At 59.8% G+C, this 18231-nt stretch carries 17 protein-coding genes; 11 read left to right on the top strand and 6 right to left on the bottom strand.

What is annotated here, in order from left to right:
• The first annotated feature begins 30 nt into the window (after positions 1 to 30).
• Entirely contained in the window at positions 31 to 1410 is a 1380-nt protein-coding gene (locus ACRWA7_RS04015; RefSeq protein ID WP_438390162.1) for a glutamate decarboxylase, read from the top strand.
• Between the two features lie 39 nt (positions 1411 to 1449).
• Here ACRWA7_RS04015 and ACRWA7_RS04010 read toward each other — a convergent pair whose 3' ends face one another.
• Entirely contained in the window at positions 1450 to 2292 is an 843-nt protein-coding gene (locus ACRWA7_RS04010) for an EamA family transporter (protein ID WP_438390161.1), read from the bottom strand.
• A gap of 101 nt (positions 2293 to 2393) precedes the next feature.
• Between ACRWA7_RS04010 and gcvA the strand changes: the two genes are divergently transcribed.
• Positions 2394 to 3302 (top strand): transcriptional regulator GcvA, encoded by a 909-nt coding sequence (gene gcvA / locus ACRWA7_RS04005; RefSeq protein WP_438390160.1) that lies wholly within the window; start codon positions 2394 to 2396, stop codon positions 3300 to 3302.
• 79 nt (positions 3303 to 3381) lie between these two features.
• Positions 3382 to 4254, top strand: a complete 873-nt coding sequence (gene yghU, locus ACRWA7_RS04000) for a glutathione-dependent disulfide-bond oxidoreductase (RefSeq protein ID WP_438390159.1) — start codon at positions 3382 to 3384, stop codon at positions 4252 to 4254.
• A 10-nt stretch (positions 4255 to 4264) separates the two neighbouring features.
• Here yghU and ACRWA7_RS03995 read toward each other — a convergent pair whose 3' ends face one another.
• On the bottom strand, positions 4265 to 5020 hold the full coding sequence (locus ACRWA7_RS03995) for a hypothetical protein (protein ID WP_438390158.1): 756 nt from the start codon (positions 5018 to 5020) through the stop codon (positions 4265 to 4267).
• 626 nt (positions 5021 to 5646) lie between these two features.
• Here ACRWA7_RS03995 and ACRWA7_RS03990 point away from each other — a divergent pair.
• Entirely contained in the window at positions 5647 to 5913 is a 267-nt protein-coding gene (locus ACRWA7_RS03990; RefSeq protein WP_438390157.1) for a hypothetical protein, read from the top strand.
• 85 nt (positions 5914 to 5998) lie between these two features.
• Here the strand turns inward: ACRWA7_RS03990 and ACRWA7_RS03985 are convergent, their stop codons facing one another.
• Positions 5999 to 6913, bottom strand: a complete 915-nt coding sequence (locus ACRWA7_RS03985; protein WP_438390156.1) for a LysR substrate-binding domain-containing protein — start codon at positions 6911 to 6913, stop codon at positions 5999 to 6001.
• A 148-nt stretch (positions 6914 to 7061) separates the two neighbouring features.
• Here ACRWA7_RS03985 and ACRWA7_RS03980 point away from each other — a divergent pair, with 148 nt between their 5' ends.
• Both ACRWA7_RS03980 and ACRWA7_RS03975 read left to right on the top strand, forming a co-directional pair.
• Entirely contained in the window at positions 7062 to 7913 is an 852-nt protein-coding gene (locus tag ACRWA7_RS03980) for a class II aldolase/adducin family protein (RefSeq protein WP_060857298.1), read from the top strand.
• 103 nt (positions 7914 to 8016) lie between these two features.
• Positions 8017 to 9378 (top strand): MFS transporter, encoded by a 1362-nt coding sequence (locus tag ACRWA7_RS03975; RefSeq protein WP_438390155.1) that lies wholly within the window; start codon positions 8017 to 8019, stop codon positions 9376 to 9378.
• Positions 9379 to 9398: 20 nt separating this feature from the next.
• On the opposite strand, the gene ACRWA7_RS03970 is transcribed toward ACRWA7_RS03975, so the two are convergent.
• Positions 9399 to 10100, bottom strand: coding sequence for a GntR family transcriptional regulator (locus tag ACRWA7_RS03970; RefSeq protein WP_438390154.1), 702 nt, complete (start codon positions 10098 to 10100; stop codon positions 9399 to 9401).
• Between the two features lie 227 nt (positions 10101 to 10327).
• On the opposite strand from ACRWA7_RS03970, the gene ACRWA7_RS03965 reads away from it, so the two are divergent.
• Positions 10328 to 11869 carry a Rieske 2Fe-2S domain-containing protein gene (locus ACRWA7_RS03965; protein ID WP_438390153.1) on the top strand — a complete coding sequence of 514 codons (1542 nt, stop codon included), beginning with the start codon at positions 10328 to 10330 and terminating at the stop codon, positions 11867 to 11869.
• Between the two features lie 78 nt (positions 11870 to 11947).
• Complete coding sequence (locus ACRWA7_RS03960; RefSeq protein WP_438390152.1) at positions 11948 to 12937, top strand: PDR/VanB family oxidoreductase; 990 nt, start codon at positions 11948 to 11950, stop codon at positions 12935 to 12937.
• A 141-nt stretch (positions 12938 to 13078) separates the two neighbouring features.
• Here the strand turns inward: ACRWA7_RS03960 and ampC are convergent, their stop codons facing one another.
• Positions 13079 to 14269: a class C beta-lactamase gene (ampC, locus tag ACRWA7_RS03955; protein WP_438390151.1), complete on the bottom strand. Its 1191-nt coding sequence runs from the start codon at positions 14267 to 14269 to the stop codon at positions 13079 to 13081.
• A gap of 168 nt (positions 14270 to 14437) precedes the next feature.
• Positions 14438 to 15319 carry an aldo/keto reductase family oxidoreductase gene (locus tag ACRWA7_RS03950; RefSeq protein WP_438390150.1) on the bottom strand — a complete coding sequence of 294 codons (882 nt, stop codon included), beginning with the start codon at positions 15317 to 15319 and terminating at the stop codon, positions 14438 to 14440.
• Positions 15320 to 15420: 101 nt separating this feature from the next.
• Here ACRWA7_RS03950 and ACRWA7_RS03945 point away from each other — a divergent pair, with 101 nt between their 5' ends.
• From ACRWA7_RS03945 to ACRWA7_RS03935, 3 genes are all read left to right on the top strand, one after another.
• The gene (locus tag ACRWA7_RS03945) at positions 15421 to 16332 is read left to right on the top strand and encodes a LysR family transcriptional regulator (RefSeq protein WP_438390149.1); all 912 of its coding nucleotides are present in this window, start codon (positions 15421 to 15423) and stop codon (positions 16330 to 16332) included.
• Positions 16333 to 16451: 119 nt separating this feature from the next.
• The gene (locus ACRWA7_RS03940; RefSeq protein ID WP_438390148.1) at positions 16452 to 16862 is read left to right on the top strand and encodes a helix-turn-helix transcriptional regulator; all 411 of its coding nucleotides are present in this window, start codon (positions 16452 to 16454) and stop codon (positions 16860 to 16862) included.
• A 2-nt stretch (positions 16863 to 16864) separates the two neighbouring features.
• On the top strand, positions 16865 to 18199 hold the full coding sequence (locus tag ACRWA7_RS03935; RefSeq protein WP_438390147.1) for a type II toxin-antitoxin system HipA family toxin: 1335 nt from the start codon (positions 16865 to 16867) through the stop codon (positions 18197 to 18199).
• Positions 18200 to 18231 lie beyond the last annotated feature (32 nt).

Below are 18231 nucleotides of genomic sequence, written 5' to 3'. Positions count from 1 at the left end.
TCTTCCTCATCCTGACTGAAGGAGTTTCACATGAATACGCCGGTCGAAAAGATCACACCGTACGATGAGTTCAACTACCCGGTGCCAGAGGACGAGTTTCCGAAACAGGGGATGTCCGCGCGTGCGGCTGAGGCGCTGGTGATCAGCGACGAATGGACGGATACCAATCCGATGCTGAACATGTCGTCCTTTGTCACCACTTATGGCGAGCCGGAAGCGGTCGAGACGGCAAAGCGCAACATGTACAAGAACTACATCGACCACGACATGTATCCGCAACTCTTCGCAATGGAAACGCGGATGGTCAGGTGGCTGCATCAGCTATGGAACGGTCCGAAGGGCGTCGAACCGTACGGCACCGCCACGGTGGGATCGTCCGAAGCATGCATGCTGGCGGGACTCGCGCACAAGTGGAACTGGCGGCAGGCGCGCGAGAAAGCGGGCAAGGACGCGACCCGGCCCAACATGGTCACGGGCGGCAATGTCCAGATCGTGTGGAAGAAATTCCTGCGCTACTTCGACGTGGAGCCGCGAATCGTGCCGCTCAAGCCTGGCAATTATCGGCTTACTGCCGAACACCTCGAGCAGTACGTCGACGAAAACACCATTGCAGTTGTGGCAATTGCCGGACAAACGTTTACCGGTGAGGACGACGACATTCAAGGGATACACGACTGGCTGGACGCTTACGAAAAAAGAACCGGCATTTCGATTCCGATGCACATCGATGGCGCGTCGGGCGGTTTCGTCAATCCCTTTCTCTATCCGGAATACGAATGGGATTTCCGCTTTCCGCGCGTGCTGTCCATCAACGCGTCCGGACATAAATATGGGCTCACGCCACCGGGACTCGGCTGGGTCATTTTCCGGGAGCGCAAGGTATTCAATGAGGACCTCGTGTTCTATGTGAACTACCTGGGCGGCGAAATGCCGACCGCCACGCTGAACTTCAGCCGCAATGGTTTGCAGATTGCTGTGCAGTACTACCAGTTCCTGCGTCTTGGATTCGACGGTTACAAGCGCATCATGCAGCACACGCTCGATAACGCGATTGCGCTGCGCGAGACGCTCTTGAAGAGCGGCTATTTCAGGGTGATGAACGAAACGCAGCGCATTCCCGTCGTGGCCGTGACGCTCGCCAAGCGGATCAAGAATTTCAACGAGTTCGACGTCTCCAATAAGGTGCGCGAGAAAGGCTGGGTATTGTCCGCGTATTCCATGCCGCCCGATGCGGAAGAAGTGATGAGCCTGCGTGTGGTCATCAGGCCGCATATCAATCACAACGTCGCGCAACTGCTGGGGCGCGACATCATCAGCGCGTGCAAGTATCTCGAGGAACGGGGCGGCAATGCCACGCCTCCGAAGCTGCATGCACATGCGAAGGAAAAGTCTTCCCAGGCAAAGTGTTGAGACCGGGCAGTCCGGCGCGCAACCCAGGTTGCGCCCGCGTCAAAGCCCCAGGCAAACCGCCCCGGCTGCCACGATCACGCATGCGAGCCAGCGCCTGGCTGTCACGGCCTCGCGCAGGAAGATCCGTCCAATCAGCACCGCGAAGACCACGCTGGTCTCGCGCAATGCCGATACCGCGCCCATCGCGCCGGTCTGCATCGCCCAGATCACGATGCCATACGCCGCGATCGACACCAGGCCGCCCGCAAGCGACGACCCGACCGCCAACGGCCCGTCCCGCAACGGCGCCCACAGTGCTGTGAGCCCGCGCATCGCGACGAAAAGTACCGGCATCAGCCAATAGAAGAGGAATATCCACGCGGTATAGGTGAGCGCCTGTCCATTGGACAAGCGCACGCCAATGCCATCGGTCACGGTATATAGCGCGATCGTCGCGCCGGTTGTGAGCGCGGCAAGCGCACTTGCACGCGACACGTTCCCACCCTGCAGCGCAAGCGCGATGATGCCGCCCGATATCATCACAATCCCCAGCACGTGCATCAGGCCGATCGCTTCATGGGCGAATAACGCCGCACCGAGCGTGACGAGCAGCGGCGACGAGCCGCGCGCGATCGGATACGCCTGCGCCAGGTCGCTGCGCCGGTACGATCGAACGAGGCTCATGTTATAGGCGATATGCAGGAGCCCCGACGCGACGATATACGGCCACGCTGCGTCTGCTGGCCACGGCATGAACAAAACAGCAAGCGTTGCCACCACCGCGATGGCGATGCTCATCCACGTCATGGACAGGAGCCGGTCGCGATTGCCGTGCAGCATCGCGTTCCAGGTTGCGTGAAGCACGGCTGCAAGGAGGACGAGACCCCCTGTGTAACTGATCATGCGAGTTCCGGATCTGAAAGGCATGGCAAGCAGGATATCTATCTTGCCGCGGCCCAACAAACCAGATAAATTGGACCATCACATTAGATAAACTATCTTGAATGAAACGTATCTTGCCTCCGCTCAATGCGTTGCGCGCCTTCGAGGCTGCGGGCCGGCTCGGCAGTTTCAAGGAAGCCGCGGCCGAATTGCACGTGACCCACGGTGCGGTGAGCCAGCATGTACGCCTGCTTGAAGACTGGCTTGGCGCACCGCTTTTCGAACGGCATAACCGGCGTGTCGTGCTTACGCCGGCCGCGAAGGCTTACCTTAAGCAAATCGGTCCATTATTCGAGCAGCTATCGCAGGCAACGGCGAGATATGGCATCGCCGAAACGGTTTCCCGGACACTGTCCGTAAGTGCGCCCGCGACATTCACGCTGCGCTGGCTGGTGCCGCGACTCGCGAAGTTCAACGCGGAACATCTCGACGTGGACGTCAAGGTGGAGACTTCGAACGAGTCGGTGGAGAGCCTGAAAGACATTCATGACGTGGTGATCCGGGGTGGACCGGACACGTTCTATGGCTACTCGATGCAACCGTTCTTGACCGAGGAGCGGCTTCCGGTGTGCAGTCCGGCACTGCTGCAACGGGTGCCGCTTCGGACGCCGCGGGACCTGCGGCAACACACATTGCTGCACACGGCAAGCCTCCCGCGTCTTTGGCCGGACTGGCTTGCAAAGGCTCTGGTCCCTGCGCTGCGGCCGGCCGCGGCCGTGAGCTTCGACCACTTCTATCTGACGCTGCAGGCTGCCATCGACGCAATGGGTATTGCGATGGGACCGACCGCGCTCGTGTCCGACGATCTTGCCACGGGCAGGCTCGTCGCGCCGTTTGCCGGTCTTCGTCTGCCGTCACGAAGCTATTGCACCTACGTTCCGGATGCGAAATCAGGCGATGAACTGGTCCTGGCTTTTCGCGCGTGGCTCGAGCACGAAGGGATGGTTTCAAGTGGGCAGACGCCATCCTGAGCGGTCCCGGCAACATTTCCGCCAGTTTGTTATTCTCGCTTCGAGCCAAATATCCCAAAAATCCGCATGGAGCTTGAGCATGAGCGTTTCTTCTGATTACGCGCCGCCGAAAGTCTGGACCTGGAACAAAGGCGATGGTGGCCGCTTCGCGAACATCAACCGTCCGGTCTCCGGGCCAACGCACGACAAGGATCTGCCCATCGGCAAGCATCCTCTGCAGCTTTACTCGCTGGGCACGCCGAATGGCGTGAAGGTCACTGTGATGCTGGAGGAACTGCTGGCGCTCGGTCACAGCGGCGCGGAGTACGACGCGTGGCTGATCAGGATCGGCGATGGCGACCAGTTCGGCAGCGGCTTTGTCGCCGCCAATCCCAATTCCAAGATCCCCGCGCTGGTGGATCACAGCGGCGCCAGGCCGATCCGGGTCTTCGAGTCAGGCGCGATCCTCCTGTACCTCGCTGAAAAATTCGGGGCGTTCCTCCCGACAGAGGCCGCAGCGCGGGCCGAGTGCATGTCCTGGCTTTTCTGGCAGATGGGAAGCGCACCTTATCTGGGCGGCGGCTTTGGGCATTTCTATGCATACGCCCCGACGAAGATCGAGTATGCGATCAACCGTTTTGCGATGGAGACGAAACGTCTGCTCGACGTGCTCGACAAGCAGCTCGCGAATAACGAATACGTGGCAGGCAGCGAGTACACGATCGCCGACATGGCGATCTGGCCCTGGTACGGCGGCCTTGCCAAGGGCTGGCTGTATGAGTCGGCCGAGTTTTTATCGGTGCAGGACTACAAGCATGTTCAACGCTGGGCCGACATGATTGGCGAACGCCCGGCTGTGCGGCGCGGGCGAATGGTCAATCGCGTGTCTGGCGAGCCGGCAAGTCAATTGCACGAGCGTCACAGCGCCTCTGACTTCGAAACCAGCACACAGGACAAGCTCGCGGCAAAATAGCCGCGTGCGTCTATGCCGGCGCGCAAGAGGCGGGACACCATCGGCCGGAGTCGGGACATACAATGGCCCGCGCTCCGTTCAGCCAGACTTGCTCTTCTTCCAGTTGCAGCGAACTCGAAGGGGCGACGTCGAAGTCGACCTCGAGCGCGTGCGCAACACCTGCATCTTCGATGGGAAGCTCCCACGTCAGGAAGAGTTGAGTCAAGTCGCGGCCGTCGGGGAAGTCGGCTGCATCGAAACCACGGCTGCTGCGTTCAATGACACCGTGTGGCTGGCAGGTATCGAATATCACGGCCGTTCCCCGGGTCAGCGGGATTCGAAGATCTATCGACGGAAAATGCAGGTCCAGGCCCTTGTCTTCGCTCATGAAGAGATTACAGAAGGCTGCACTGCCGTATTGCTCTCCGTCGTGGTGGTATCGTGCGCCGCGGCAGACCATGAGCGCCACATCGCTTGACGCAAGCACGTCAGGCAGTCCTAGCGCGCGTGTCCAGCTGGACACTGCCTGCACGCATCGCTTGTAGTCAGGCCAACGCATCAGCGCTCTCGCCAGGGGCATCGCTTCCACGTCCCCGGGTTCCAGGACCAGGCGCGACGCTATTTCCCTGTCCCAATCTGCAAGCAGACGCGCGGGGGGAGCAGGCACATCGACCACGCCTGTCAGCACGATTTCGCTCACGCGCCGGCTGCGAATGGCTTCGCCGCTCCAGAAACAGGATGTGAGGAGTGCTCGTACCGAATTTTGTTGTTGGGAAAGCGGATTCATCCGGGCATTGTAAATCGATAGCTCGCCTTCGAGCGTTCCCGGGAATCGTTCAATACTCTGATAACGACGCCACTGTGATCTTGATCGACTTGGGACAGACGATCGGCGGCATTGCTTTCTTCCGAAAGGTGGATGCGCGGCCAGTCCTTGAATTTCTTCCAGGGCAATCTCCGGAAAAGATATCAGTAGGGGTTCGAACTATTAATTAAGCAGCTCTTGAGACATGAGGTATTTATACGCGTCGTCCACTTCGGGTCTTTCGCGTGACATTACAGAATCGCCTGTATTTTTTTTCATTCAGGTTCTATTCTTTTCACAACAAGAGCGATCCGTAACCGAAGACCCGGAAGAACATGCGCCTTCATTTGCGTGATCTTGTTCGGAGCATCGGACAGGACACCTGTCCGAATTGCCAGCCGAGTCCCGGATTAGCTTTAAAGACGCCGCAGCGCGAATTGCGGTGCGGATATTCACGTGTGTTCCGATTTCGAAAAGCATCGAACAACGCGCTCGCTGTGCGCTGTGCCATCACGCGGCTCACGTTTCACACCAGTCTGTCGTAACTTGCAGCAGCCTGCATCAGCTTGCTGGCGTGGCATGCCTTCATTCGCGAAAAGGTGGACACCATGGTCGGACTTGCTACGCGCATTGTGATTGCGCAACGTACCGCAGCCGAACTCAAGTTGTCGGGCGCACCGGAGTCGGCGATTATTGAAGCGAATGAGCGCTGGTATTACTTTGGTGCATTGGGACCGGCGATTGGCGTTTGGCGATTATGTTCCTTTTTTGTGGCAAGAGCGGGACGTGACAACACGCCAAATGAAACGGGCGAGGGTGCTTTTGAGGCTGACATTAACGTCCTCCACACACAATGCAGCGGGATTCTTGCCTGAGAGGCTAGATAAAAGGCTAGACAACAGCGTGGTCATCCGCAAGCCGGACCCGGGTTGGATAATCGCGAGTTCGAATTGCGATTCTTCACGAAGCCTTTGCGTCCCATTTCCCATTCATCCCGGCTTTTTCCGCCAGCCACGCCCGGAACGCCTTGACCTTCTCGACGTTCCGGTCGCTGGTCCGAAACGATACGAAGTGCGTTTCGCGCATGAACGGCTTGAAGTATCCAGCGCCGAATTCCACCAGCTCGCCGCGCGCGAACTCGCGTTCCGCAAGACGTGTGGTTTCCAGCGCCATGCCCATGCCGTCGACCGCCGCCGAGATCGCCAGCGCACCACGATCAAACGACGGCCGCGGCTTGCCCGAAAATTCCACGCCATTGAGCACGAACCAGTCGCGCCACGTCACGCGGCTCAATTGCGAATCGATCAGCGTAAAGGCCTTTGCCTGTTCCTCGAGTGAAATATCCGCGTGCACCATTGCGGGCGGGCACATTGGAACAATCCGCTCCGTACCCAGCGCATCGACTTGTAGTCCCGGACGTTCGATAGCCGCGCCGTAGGAGATCGCGACATCGACTTCGTGCAGGCGCGTGAGATCCACCGGCTCCGCACCCGACGACAGCCGGATCGTAATGTCCGGGTGCGCTTGCATGAACATGGGCAGGCGTGGCCCCAGCCACTTCACGGCAAGGCTCGGTGCGCAATGCACGGCGAGCACTTGCGCCTGGGGCGCGAGCGCGACCTCGCTGCACGCGTTTTCGATTACATCGAATACACGGCCGAGACTGTCGAACAGACGCCGTCCTTCCGCCGTGGTTTCCACGCGGCGATTGCGCCGGTGGAACAGCGGCACGCCGAAATACCCTTCCAGTTCCTTCACCTGATGACTGATAGCCGACTGCGTGAGATGCAGTTCCTCCGCCGCAAGCGTGAAGCTTTCAAGCCGCGCCGCCGCCTCGAAGGCGCGCAGCAACACGAAATTGGGGATGCGCCGCATGCGTTTTTTGTCTCCGGTTTTCTAATGGTTTTCATTGATGCATGAATACGGTTCATCTTTGTATGAACAGCCATCGTTTGTCAATAACCATTGCAAAGCCGACAGTAAGGACCTGCGGAACACACCAGCGTTTAAACAGGAGAAAGCAATGGCGGCAGTCATGGAAGCAGGGTCGGAGATCGTGGAAAAGATAGTCAGGGACGGGAAGGTGTCGATTTATCAGCCGGAGCAGGAAGGGCTGATCTTTCCGGAATTGCCGGTGTTTTCGGACCCGGCGGCGCATCGGCAGCATCTCAAGGAACGCCTCGTGGGCGCATGCCGGGCGTTCGCGCTGCAGGGTTTCGACTATGGATTCGCGGGTCATCTAACGGTGCGCGACCCGGAAAATCCCGGCTTGTACTGGACCAACCCGATGGCCGTCCACTTCTCGCAAGTGAAGGTCTCCAACCTGATTTGCGCCGATCACGAGGGCCGCGTGGTCGCGGGCAATCACGCGATCAATCGTGCCGGCTTCGTGCTGCATGCAGCGGTGCACGAGATGCATCAGGACATCGTGGCCATGTGCCACGCGCATACGGTCTACGGCACCGCTTACGCCGCGCTCGGCAAGAAGCTCGAGCCGATCACGCAGGACGCGGCCGCTTTCTTTGAAGACCACGTCGTGATTGGAGATGAAGCCGGACAGGTGGCCGTGGAAGTGAAGGCCGGCCACAAGGTGGCGAACGCGTTCAAGGGCGTAAAAGCGGCGATTCACCAGAATCACGGCTTGCTCACGGCGAGCCGGCACAGCATCGAGTCGGCGGCGTTCTGGTTTATCGCGCTGGAACGCTGCTGCCAGCAACAGCTTCTCATCGATGCAACCGGCGTCACGCCCAAGCTCGTCACGCCGGAGCGGGCGCGTTATAGCCGCGAGCACGTGGGCAGCGAGTACATCGGCTGGCTGCATTTCCAGACCATCTGGAACGACCTTGTCGCGACTCAGCCCGACATGTTCGACTGAAGTACGGCTAGCTTTCGACTGACCACAGCACAGCATGCGCAGGACGATACGGCCGCCCAGAACGGCTGGCGTCCCGCTCCAATCCGTCCCCAGGAGACACAGCATGAATCCCGCCAGTCCGGCAGCACTCAGCAAGCGCGACGAAGCCGCCACGTTCGCGAAGATCACGTGGCGACTATTGCCATTCCTCTTTCTTTGTTATCTCTGCGCGTATCTCGACCGCATCAACGTGGCGTTTGCCAAGCTGCAGATGCTCAAGGACCTGAATTTCAGCGACGCGGTCTATGGCGCCGGTGCCGGCGTTTTCTTCGTGGGCTACCTGCTGTTCGAGGTACCGAGCAACCTTCTCTTGCTGCGAGTTGGCGCGCGGCGATGGATCGCGCGCATCATGATCACGTGGGGCATCATTTCGGCGGGCATGATGTTCGTCACCACGCCCATGAGTTTCTACATCATGCGTTTTCTGCTCGGCGTGGCCGAAGCGGGCTTCATTCCGGCCATCCTGTTTTATCTGACCTACTGGTTTCCCGCATCGCGGCGCAGCAAGGTGACCGCGCTCTTCATGACGGGTATTCCCATGTCCGGTGTTGTAGGCGGTCCGCTCTCGGGCTGGATCATGAGTCACATGAACGGCATGCACGGCCTTGCGGGTTGGCAATGGCTGTTTGTTCTCGAAGGCATTCCCACGGCGGTGCTGGGTCTAGTCGCGCTCTTTTATCTCAACGATAAAGTCAGCGACGCCCGCTGGCTGAGCGCACCGCAACGCGCTTTTCTCGAGCGCGCGCTCGACGAAGAACGCTCGCCGGATCTTCTGCATTCGGTCAAGGACGGCCTCATGCATCCTAAGGTGCTGCTGCTGAGCCTGATCTATTTCTTCTTCACGATGGGCCTCTATGGCGTGAGCTTCTGGCTGCCCACATTGATCAAGGCAAGCGGCGTGTCGGATACGCTGGATATCGGCTTGTTGAGCGCCATTCCCTATGCGGCGGCGGCCATTGCGATGGTGCTCGTCAGTCACTCGTCCGACCTGCGCGGCGAGCGGCGCTGGCATCTGGCGCTGCCTGGAATTATCGGTGCGGCGGGGCTTTACTTCAGCGTCTCCTATGCGCATTCAACGCCCATTGCAATGATCGCGCTGACCATTGGCACCATGGGCGTCATGACGACGATCTCGCAGTTCTGGGTCTTGCCGCCGGCCATCCTGGGCGGCGCGGCAGCGGCGGCGGGGCTTGCGCTTGCGAATTCGGTCGGCAGCATTTCGGGTGTTGTCAGCCCCTATGTGATCGGGCTGATCCAGACTGCAACCGGATCGACTGGAAACGGTGTGCTCGGACTCGCGGTTAGCCTCGTGATAGGCAGCGCGCTCGTGTTCACGGTGCCCGCGAGGCTTGTCAATATTCATCGGCGGGAAACGCCGGCAAGCGTTCGGCCCGTACTCGAGGCGGGTCCTCAAACCCGCGCTTGAGCGTGGGACGTCATCCGGTATCAGTTTGCGTGGGCGTTGCTGGCGTCGTCGGCCAGCACTTCGCCCAGGCGTTTCACGAGGTTTTCACGGGCGCGATGCGTGTGCAGATTGGTCAGCTCAACGGCAGCCGCGACGTCGCCTGAAATGATGGCGTCGAAGATCGCGGCGTGTTCGTCCCAAATGGATTTGCGTTGCGCCGACGACTGCAACACCGCGCCCATCACGCGGCGCAGATGCACCCAGTGAAGATGCGCGGTCTGTTCGATCAGCGGATTGCCCGAGGCGCGGTAGATCGCGGAATGAAAAGCCCAGTCGGCGTCGATCATGGCCTTGACGTCGTCACCCCTGGACGCACGCCGGCCTTTCGATATCAGCGATTTGTCGAGCGTGGCGCCCCCTTCTGCGCAAAGCCTGGCGGCCAGGCTCGCGGCGAGCGAATCGAGCGCGCCGCGGATCTCGTAGAGATGCGCGATCCAGGTCGGGTCGAGCGGCGCGACGAGCAGGCCGCGGCCGGGCGCATCCTGCACGAGGCCATCCTTTTTCAGCAGGCGCAGTGCCTGCAGGACCGGTGAACGCGACACCGCCAGTTGCTCGGCGATCTCTTCCTGCGTGATGCGTGCGCCGGGCGCGAGCGAGCCTTCGCTGATGGCGTCGAGCAGCACTTTATAGACTTCATCGACATAGTCGGTGCGTGCCTGAAGTTTGAGAAGTTTGGCGGCCATGAATCACTCTTGAAAGTCTGGATACTGAGTTCAAGAGCCTACAGGCAGTGCGCGGTGCGTGCAAACGAAACCAGAACGGCGCAACGGACACGGTACAAATTTGGCCCTTATCGCGTTTACCTGTAGAGACATGGCCGCATTGCAAACTTAATCTCTGTATACAGAGTTCGGAGTTCAGAAGACAAAATTTGCGGTCCCCCTTATCGATACATCCAGCAGAGGCTTACATGAACATCAAGTCAGAAAAGGCAGAAGGGCAGAAAAGCAGTGGCGGCGGCGTGGTCCAGAAAAAGCTCGTGCCCTTCGGCGGCTATTACACGAACAAGGTTCCGGGTCACGATCCCGAACTCACCGAAACCGGTCCGGGCACGCCGATGGGCGAATACATGCGCGCGTTCTGGCATCCCGTGTGCATGGCGGTCGAGCTGACCGACACCCCGCGCTTTCTGAAGATCCTCGGCGAAGAACTGGTTGCGTTTCGCGATGGCAGCGGGGCTGTCGGCGTACTGCACGCGCATTGCGTGCATCGCGGCGCGTCGCTTGAATACGGCGCGATCCAGGAGCATGGAATCAAGTGCTGCTACCACGGCATGGTGTTCGACGTGGACGGCACCTGCCTTCACGTGCCGTTTCCAAGCGGCGAAGAGAAGGAAGCCGAGAAGTACGCATGTTCGATCCAGCAGGGCGCGTACAAGGCCGTCGAGCGTCACGGGCTTGTATTCGCCTACATGGGGCCGCCCGACAAGGAGCCGCCATTTCCCGACTGGGAAGGCGATTTCACCGTAGCCCCGACCGACGAACTCGTACCCTACAGCAACTTCCAGCATTGCAACTGGCTGCAGGTGCAGGACAACGCGGCCGACAACTATCATCCGACGGCACTTCACGCGGGCAAGAACGTGGTCAACGGCAAGTACCAGGGAACCACGTTCGACGAAGTCGGCGCGAAGTCCATGGAAGTAGCCCCCGACATGCATTTCGTGCCCGTGCAGCAGGGACGCAGCCTGGCATGTGCGGGGGCGCGCCGCGTCGACAAGGACCGGCTCTTCGTGCGTGTCCAGCATCAGGTATTGCCGAACTTGAGCCTGCACGCCTACACATCGGAAGACGGCGCGAAGAAAAAGCTCTTCAGCCGCTTCCACATCATTCGCTGGACCGTTCCCGTGGACGATGAAAACTCGAAGATGATCGGCTGGCGCGTGATGGGTCCAGGAATCGATACGCGCGGTATCGGCGATAAATCGCTGGTGGGTTACGAGTCCATCGACTTTCTGGAAGGGCAGGTCGCCATGCGGCGTCCCGAGCGCTTCGGCAAATACAAACTCGATGATCTGCCGCCGATCCCGGCGAATCATCGCGAGCGCGAGAACTACAAGGACGCGCAGTACGCGCCGGGCGACTACGAAGCCATCATCAGCCAGCGCCCGATCGCTGTGCATTCGCTTGAGAATCCGACCAAGTTCGACGCGGGTCTTTTCCTTTTCCGAAAGATGCTGCGCGACGCGGTGCGCGGCACGAACCCGGCGGCGTCGGCGGAAAACTTCGCCGAGTGGTTCCGGGCGAATGCCGGCGCGCCCAACAGCTACTGTTCAGGCAACGTGTTCGATCTTCCCGAAGCCGAAACTGTCGAGCAGGAAGTCGTCAATCGCCGTGCAATGACGAAGAAGCTGGTCGCGATCCTCACGGAAAGCGAGACGCTCAAGGGCGAGGAGCGTGCGCAGTTCGTACGTGAAAAGTTCGAGTCGCTTGAGGCGTCGCTCAAAAGCTGAAGGACAGATGGCGAACGACGGCGCGTGCTGCGGCCACGCAGTACACGCCGCTGTTTCAAGGAACCAACAGGAAAGACCATGGCAAGTCCAGACAATACGGCGGACGGGCGCACGCTCGATTTGATGGTGCGCCAGATCCGCTTCGAAGGAAAAGGCATCAATTCGTATGAACTCGTCGATCCGCAGGGCGAGGCCTTGCCTCCGTTCACGGCGGGTGCGCATATCGATATCCATCTCAAAGGCGGTACGGTGCGCCAGTATTCGCTCAGCAATTCCCCGAGCGAGCGGCATCGCTATGTGATCGCCGTGTTGCGCGACGAGGCCGGGCGCGGCGGATCGAAAGCCGTGCATGACACGTTGCGCGTGCAGGATCGTGTGAAAGTGAGCGCGCCGCGCAACAACTTTGAACTCGCCGCCAACGCAAGGAAGGTCGTGCTGCTCGCCGGGGGAATTGGCGTGACGCCGCTGAAAGCAATGGCGCATCGGCTGGAGGAAGCGGGCATCGACTATGAAATGCATTACTGCGCCAGGGACGCGCGCTGCACGGCATTTGCCGACGAGCTTGCAAGCATCGAAACGTCGGGTCGCCTGCATTTTCATTTCGATGGCGGCGATCCATCGGCGGGATTGAATATTGGTGAACTGCTGCGCGAGCCCGCCCACGATACCCACGTTTATTACTGCGGCCCCGCGGGTTTCATGAAGGCGTGCGCCGCCGCGGCGCAGCACTGGCCTTCGGGCACGGTTCACTTCGAGCACTTCAAGGCGCCGGAACGCGACCTGAGTCAGCAGGTTGCGGGCGCGGTCGGCGAGTTCATCGTCAAGATCGCGAGCACTGGGCAAATGATTCCGGTCACGCCGGATCAGAGCATCGCCGACGCGCTGGACGAAGCCGGCGTGCCGATAGAAACATCCTGTCGCGCTGGCCTCTGCGGGACCTGCAAGGTGCGTTATCTGTCGGGCGAAGTCGAGCACAACGACTGCATCCTGGGCGACGACGAAAAGCGCGAATACCTGACCGCGTGTGTGTCGAGGGCGACGAGCCGCGAACTTGTGCTCGATCTGTAAAAACAGTTTCGCCGCAGCGGAGGCATCATGTTCGTACGCTGGATCCGCCGCGCGATAAAACGAATGTCCTGCACGTCAACTACGCTGATCGGTGATTCCGGCTGGTCGCTGATTAATCAGGATGACGACGCAAAAAGCCGGTCACGGTGAAGTCGCGCGTGTCTGCTTTTGGTTCGCCAATGACTCGATGATCTGGTACGCCGCGCTTACCCGTGCGTCGTTGGGAAAGTTCTTGTTTGCGAGGATCACAATGCCCAACTGCTTTTGCGGCACGAACGCCACATAAGCGCCGAAACCGTTGGTCGAGCCGGTCTTGTTGATCCAGACATCGTTGGAGGGCGGTTGCGCCGGCTTGATCTCGGTGACTGGCGTTGCGTTCAACACCATGTCCGGTGAATTGCCTTTCAACAGCGCGTCCTGAGGAACAGGATACGGATATTGTTCCCATATCAGATCCTGCGTCATCGGGCCAGCCTGGAAATAGCCCGTATGCGTGTCCACTATCGCGCGCTGCAGCTTCGGGTCCAGCGCGACCATCTTCATGTTGGCCTGGAGAAAACGCAGCATGTCGGCAGCCGTGGTCTTGATGCCGTAGGCCTCGGACGAAAGTACGCCCGGCTTCATCCTGATGGGCGTGTTGTCCTTGGTGTAGCCCTGCGCGTAGTCCTTCATTCTCGCGGCAGGCACGGTGATGTAACTGTTGCGCATGCCGAGCGCCGGGAACAGATGCTGGGTCATCAGCGCATCGAAATCCTGATTCATGCTTTTTGCGGTGATCAGGCCAAGCATTCCGATGCCAGGATTGGCATACGTCCGGTACGTTCCCGCCGCATACGCGGGCCGCCATTGCCTGAAGTACTGCAGCAATTGATCGATGTTGTTGACGTTATCGGGCACTTGCAAGGGAAGTCCGCCGGGCGTGTGCGTTCCCAGGTTGAGAAGGCTCACATTGCCGAACGGCGTGTTTTGCAGGGACGGAAGATATTTGCTCGTGTGGTCGGACAACGACAGGTCGCCGTCGATTTGCGCCTCGGCGGCAAGCGTCGCGGTGAATGTCTTGCTCACCGATCCAAGCTCGAACAACGTGTCGCGCGTGACCGGTTTTCCTGTTTGCACCGATGCCACACCATAGTTGAACACGTGGGTCTTACCGTCGGCAATGATCCCTACCGCCATGCCAGCGATTGCGTATTGTTTCATCAACGGTTGTATCGCACCGTCCACTTCTTCCTGAATGCTGCCGCGCTGAGGCGTACCCGCCGCGTGGCTCATGGCTGCCGCCGTGCATGAAAAAACGAATGCCGCAATAAAACGTCCTGCTCTCAGTTTCATGTCGCTGGTCCTTGCGGGTTGGAGTTGAGTCAAGGCGAACTACTGAGGCAGGAGTATCCGTGGTTTCCAATCCATCGACTATCGACGATAAGTTATTCGAGGCAATAGAAAATCTATCGCGCCATGATGTCGCAAGGCATCTCAGCGCGTTGTTTTCCTATGCTGCGATCAATGCCCGGGCTGTGCTTCACCCAGCGTATCGAGTTCGGCGAGCACCGCGCCGCTCAACTGAAGTTGCGCCGCCTGCAGGTTCTCGCGCAGATGCGTGAGCGACGAGGTGCCGGGGATCAACAGAATGTTCGGCGAGCGATGCAAAAGCCACGCAAGCGCCACTTGCATGGGCGTAGCGCCCAGCTTTCCGGCAATGCCCAGGAGCGCGGACGATTGAATCGGCGTGAAGCCGCCAAGCGGGAAGAAGGGCACATAGGCGATTCCCTGCGCCGCGAGTTCGTCGACCAGTGCGTCGTCGCTTCTCTGAATCAGGTTGTAGTGGTTTTGCACGCAGACAATCTCCGCTATGCCCTGCGCCTCGGCGACCTGCTTCGAGGTCACGTTGCTCAGCCCGATGTGACGTACGAGCCCCTGGCGCTGAAGCCCGGCGAGCGCCTCGACCTGCTTCGCAATCGAGCCTTCAGCGGGAGCGTGAATGTTGCCCATGCTGCGTATGTTCACGACGTCGAGCGCGTCGAGCCCGAGGTTACGAAGGTTATTGTGGACGCCGCGCGCGATGTCTTCGGGCTCGAACGCCGGTATCCATGAGCCGTCCGCACCGCGATCAGCGCCGACCTTCGTGACGATCACGAGGTCGTCCGGATACGGATGAAGCGCCTCGCGAATAATCTGATTAGTGACATGCGGGCCGTAGAAATCGCTTGTATCGATGTGATTGACGCCCGAATCCACTGCTTCGCGAAGCACGGCGAGCGCCGCGTCCCGGTCCTTCGGCGGCCCGAATACGCCAGGTCCGGCCAGTTGCATGGCGCCGTAGCCTAGGCGGCGCACCGTGCGCCCGCCAAGTGAAAAGGTTCCGGTGGAATTGACGTTCGGCATGGTGATCTCCTGGAAAGTGTGACCGCCAGTATCCAGCCATTTGCGTTGTTCGATAATCCCATCTAGATTGAACGGGTCGTTATAAATATTGAACAATGAATATGGAATTCAACGATCTGGCCGCTTTTGTATCGGTGGCGCGCGCGGGCGGCTTTCGGGATGCGGCGCGCATCAGCGGGGTATCGGCCTCGAGCCTCAGCATCGCGGTGCAGCGGCTCGAGTCGAAACTCGGTTTGCGTTTGCTCAACCGCACCACACGCAGCGTGGCGCCAACGGAAGCGGGGGAGCGTCTTATCGGCAAGCTCGCGCCCTTGTTTGGCGAAATGGAAGCCGCGCTGGACGTGCTGAACGGTTTCCGCGACACCCCAACGGGCACGCTCAAGCTGAACGTACCGTCGAGCGCCGCGCGGATTGTGCTGCCAACGGTCATCGCGCCATTTCTCAAGGCTTATCCCGACATACGCGTGGAGGTCGTGGTCGAAGATGGTTTCGTCGACGTGCTTTCGATTGGCTGCGACGCGGGCATTCGCTACGACGAGCGTCTCGAGCAGGACATGATTGCCATCCCGATAGGGCCGCGAGTCCAGCGTTTCGCGACCGCCGCGGCGCCCGAGTATCTGGATACACATGGAAGGCCTACGCACCCGCGTGAACTGCTCACGCACGCATGCCTGCGCGGCCAGTTTGCCGGCGGCGCAATGCCAACGTGGAATTTCGAGCGGGACGGCGAGGTGGTGCGGCTGGATCCGCCGGGACCGCTTCTCGTGAGGCCGGGCGCGGCTGTGGATCTTGCCATCAGTACCGCCGTGGCGGGCGTGGGCGTCATCCATCTGTTCGAGGCAATGCTGCGCCCGCACCTGGATAGCGGCGCGCTGGAGCCGATTCTGGAGCCGTGGTGGCAACGTTTCCCGGGGCCGTTCTTGTACTATCCGGGGCGCAGGCATCTGCCTGCGCCGCTGCGCGTTTTCATTGAATTCGTGAAAGCCAGGCCGACGGAAATGCTGGACTTTTGATCTGCAACGGGTGTCCCAATTTACAAGCTATCGCTTGTAAATCGTAAATACAGGCTATAGACTGTTATTCAACAATACAGCCTATAACCTGTATTCTGTTCGACCACCGGAGATTTAGCGTGAACCACCCTGTCAAAACGCTGAGCCAGTTGCGGCCTATCCTGCTGGGATTTCGCAAGGCTGCGGGACTCACGCAGGCAATGGTGGCCAGTCATCTCGGTGTCACCCAGCAGACATACGCCCAACTGGAAGTCAATCCCGAAGCAGTCAGCGTCGAGCGCTTTTTCAAGGTTTTGCGCGTACTGAGCGTCGAGCTAATGCTGACTCAGTCCGATCAACCACAATCAAAGGTCGTCGAGAATCAAAAAGGCGTCGTGCGCTCCGCAAAAAAACCGGCGTCAGCGGGCAAATCCCGTGACAAAGACCGCAAACCGGTCACCGGGCCCGCGACCAAAACCATCGCGCGAAAGGCCGCTTTTTCAGCCTTGAGTTCCGGTCGGGCCGCCGCCAAGAAAAGAGAGAACTGGTAAGCATGGCACGCCGCTCTGAACCAAGCCGGCTCGACCTGTGGATGAACGGTTTGCCCGTCGGTTCCTGGGAGACCACGCCATCCGGCGAGCGGCTCGTGTATCGGGACGATTGGCTCGAGGATCCGCAGGGACGTCCGCTGTCGCTGTCGCTGCCATTTACGCCCGGCAACCAGCCTTATAGAGGGCAGGTGGTGGCAGACTATTTCGACAACCTGCTTCCCGACAGTGAACCCATCCGGCGTCGCATTGCCGCCCGCTATAAAACAGGCGGCACGGCGCCGTTCCAACTGCTTGCCAAGCTGGGGCGCGACTGCGTGGGCGCGGTCCAGATTCTACTGCCCGGTGAAAGCCCGGTCGATCTTGAAACGATCAGGGGGCGGCCGCTCAGCACGAAGGAGATCGCGCGGTTGCTGCGGGACACCACGTCCACACCGAACATGGGGCAGCACGAACCGCTTGATGATCTGCGGCTGTCCATAGCGGGCGCGCAGGAAAAAACCGCTCTTTTGTGGCATGAAGGCCGATGGATCCTGCCCGAGGGCAGCACGCCTACCACGCACATCTTCAAGCTGCCGCTCGGACTCGTCGGCAACATGCGCGCCGACATGCGCACGTCGGTGGAAAACGAATGGCTTTGTTCAAAAATCGTTGCCGCGTATGGATTGCCCATCGCCCGTTGCGAGATGGCGGCGTTCGAGGATCAGAAGGTGCTTGTGGTCGAGCGCTTCGATCGCAGACTGTCGAGCGACACGTCCTGGATCCTGCGTTTGCCGCAAGAGGACATGTGCCAGGCGACGGGCACGCCGGCGCTCAACAAATATCAGTCCGACGGCGGCCCGGGTATTGAGCCAATCATGGACGTGCTCTACGGATCCGAGCGCGCGCTACAGGATCGCCGCAACTTTTTCCTGGCGCAGATGGTCTTTTGGCTGCTTGCCGCAACCGACGGTCACGCGAAGAATTTCAGCATCGCGCATCTGCCGGGCAACCGGTACGAAGCAACGCCCCTTTATGACGTGCTTTCGGCTCATCCGATTATCGGCACGGGTCCGAACAAGCTGGCGGCGCAGCGGGCAAGACTCGCCATGGCGGTACGCAGCAAGAACGTCCACTACCTGATAAACGACATACAACGCCGCAATTGGATCGAACAGGGACAACGCACGGGACTGTCGATACCCGCTGTCGAGCAGATGATCGATGCGCTGACGGACCTTACCGCGAAGGTGATCGACGAGGTGGCGGCGCTGTTACCCCGATCGTTTCCAATGGATCTTGCCGAATCGGTTTTCAAAGGCATGAACCGGTTGAACCGGAAACTGGCCAGGCGCGGATAGGACCGCGGCGCTGCCGGGCACGTGACGTGCGA

The sequence above is a fragment of the Caballeronia sp. DA-9 genome, from assembly GCF_051615025.1.
GTDB lineage: Bacteria > Pseudomonadota > Gammaproteobacteria > Burkholderiales > Burkholderiaceae > Caballeronia > Caballeronia sordidicola.
Note: the sequence above shows the minus strand (reverse complement) of the source record. Positions and strands in the feature narration are given on the sequence as shown.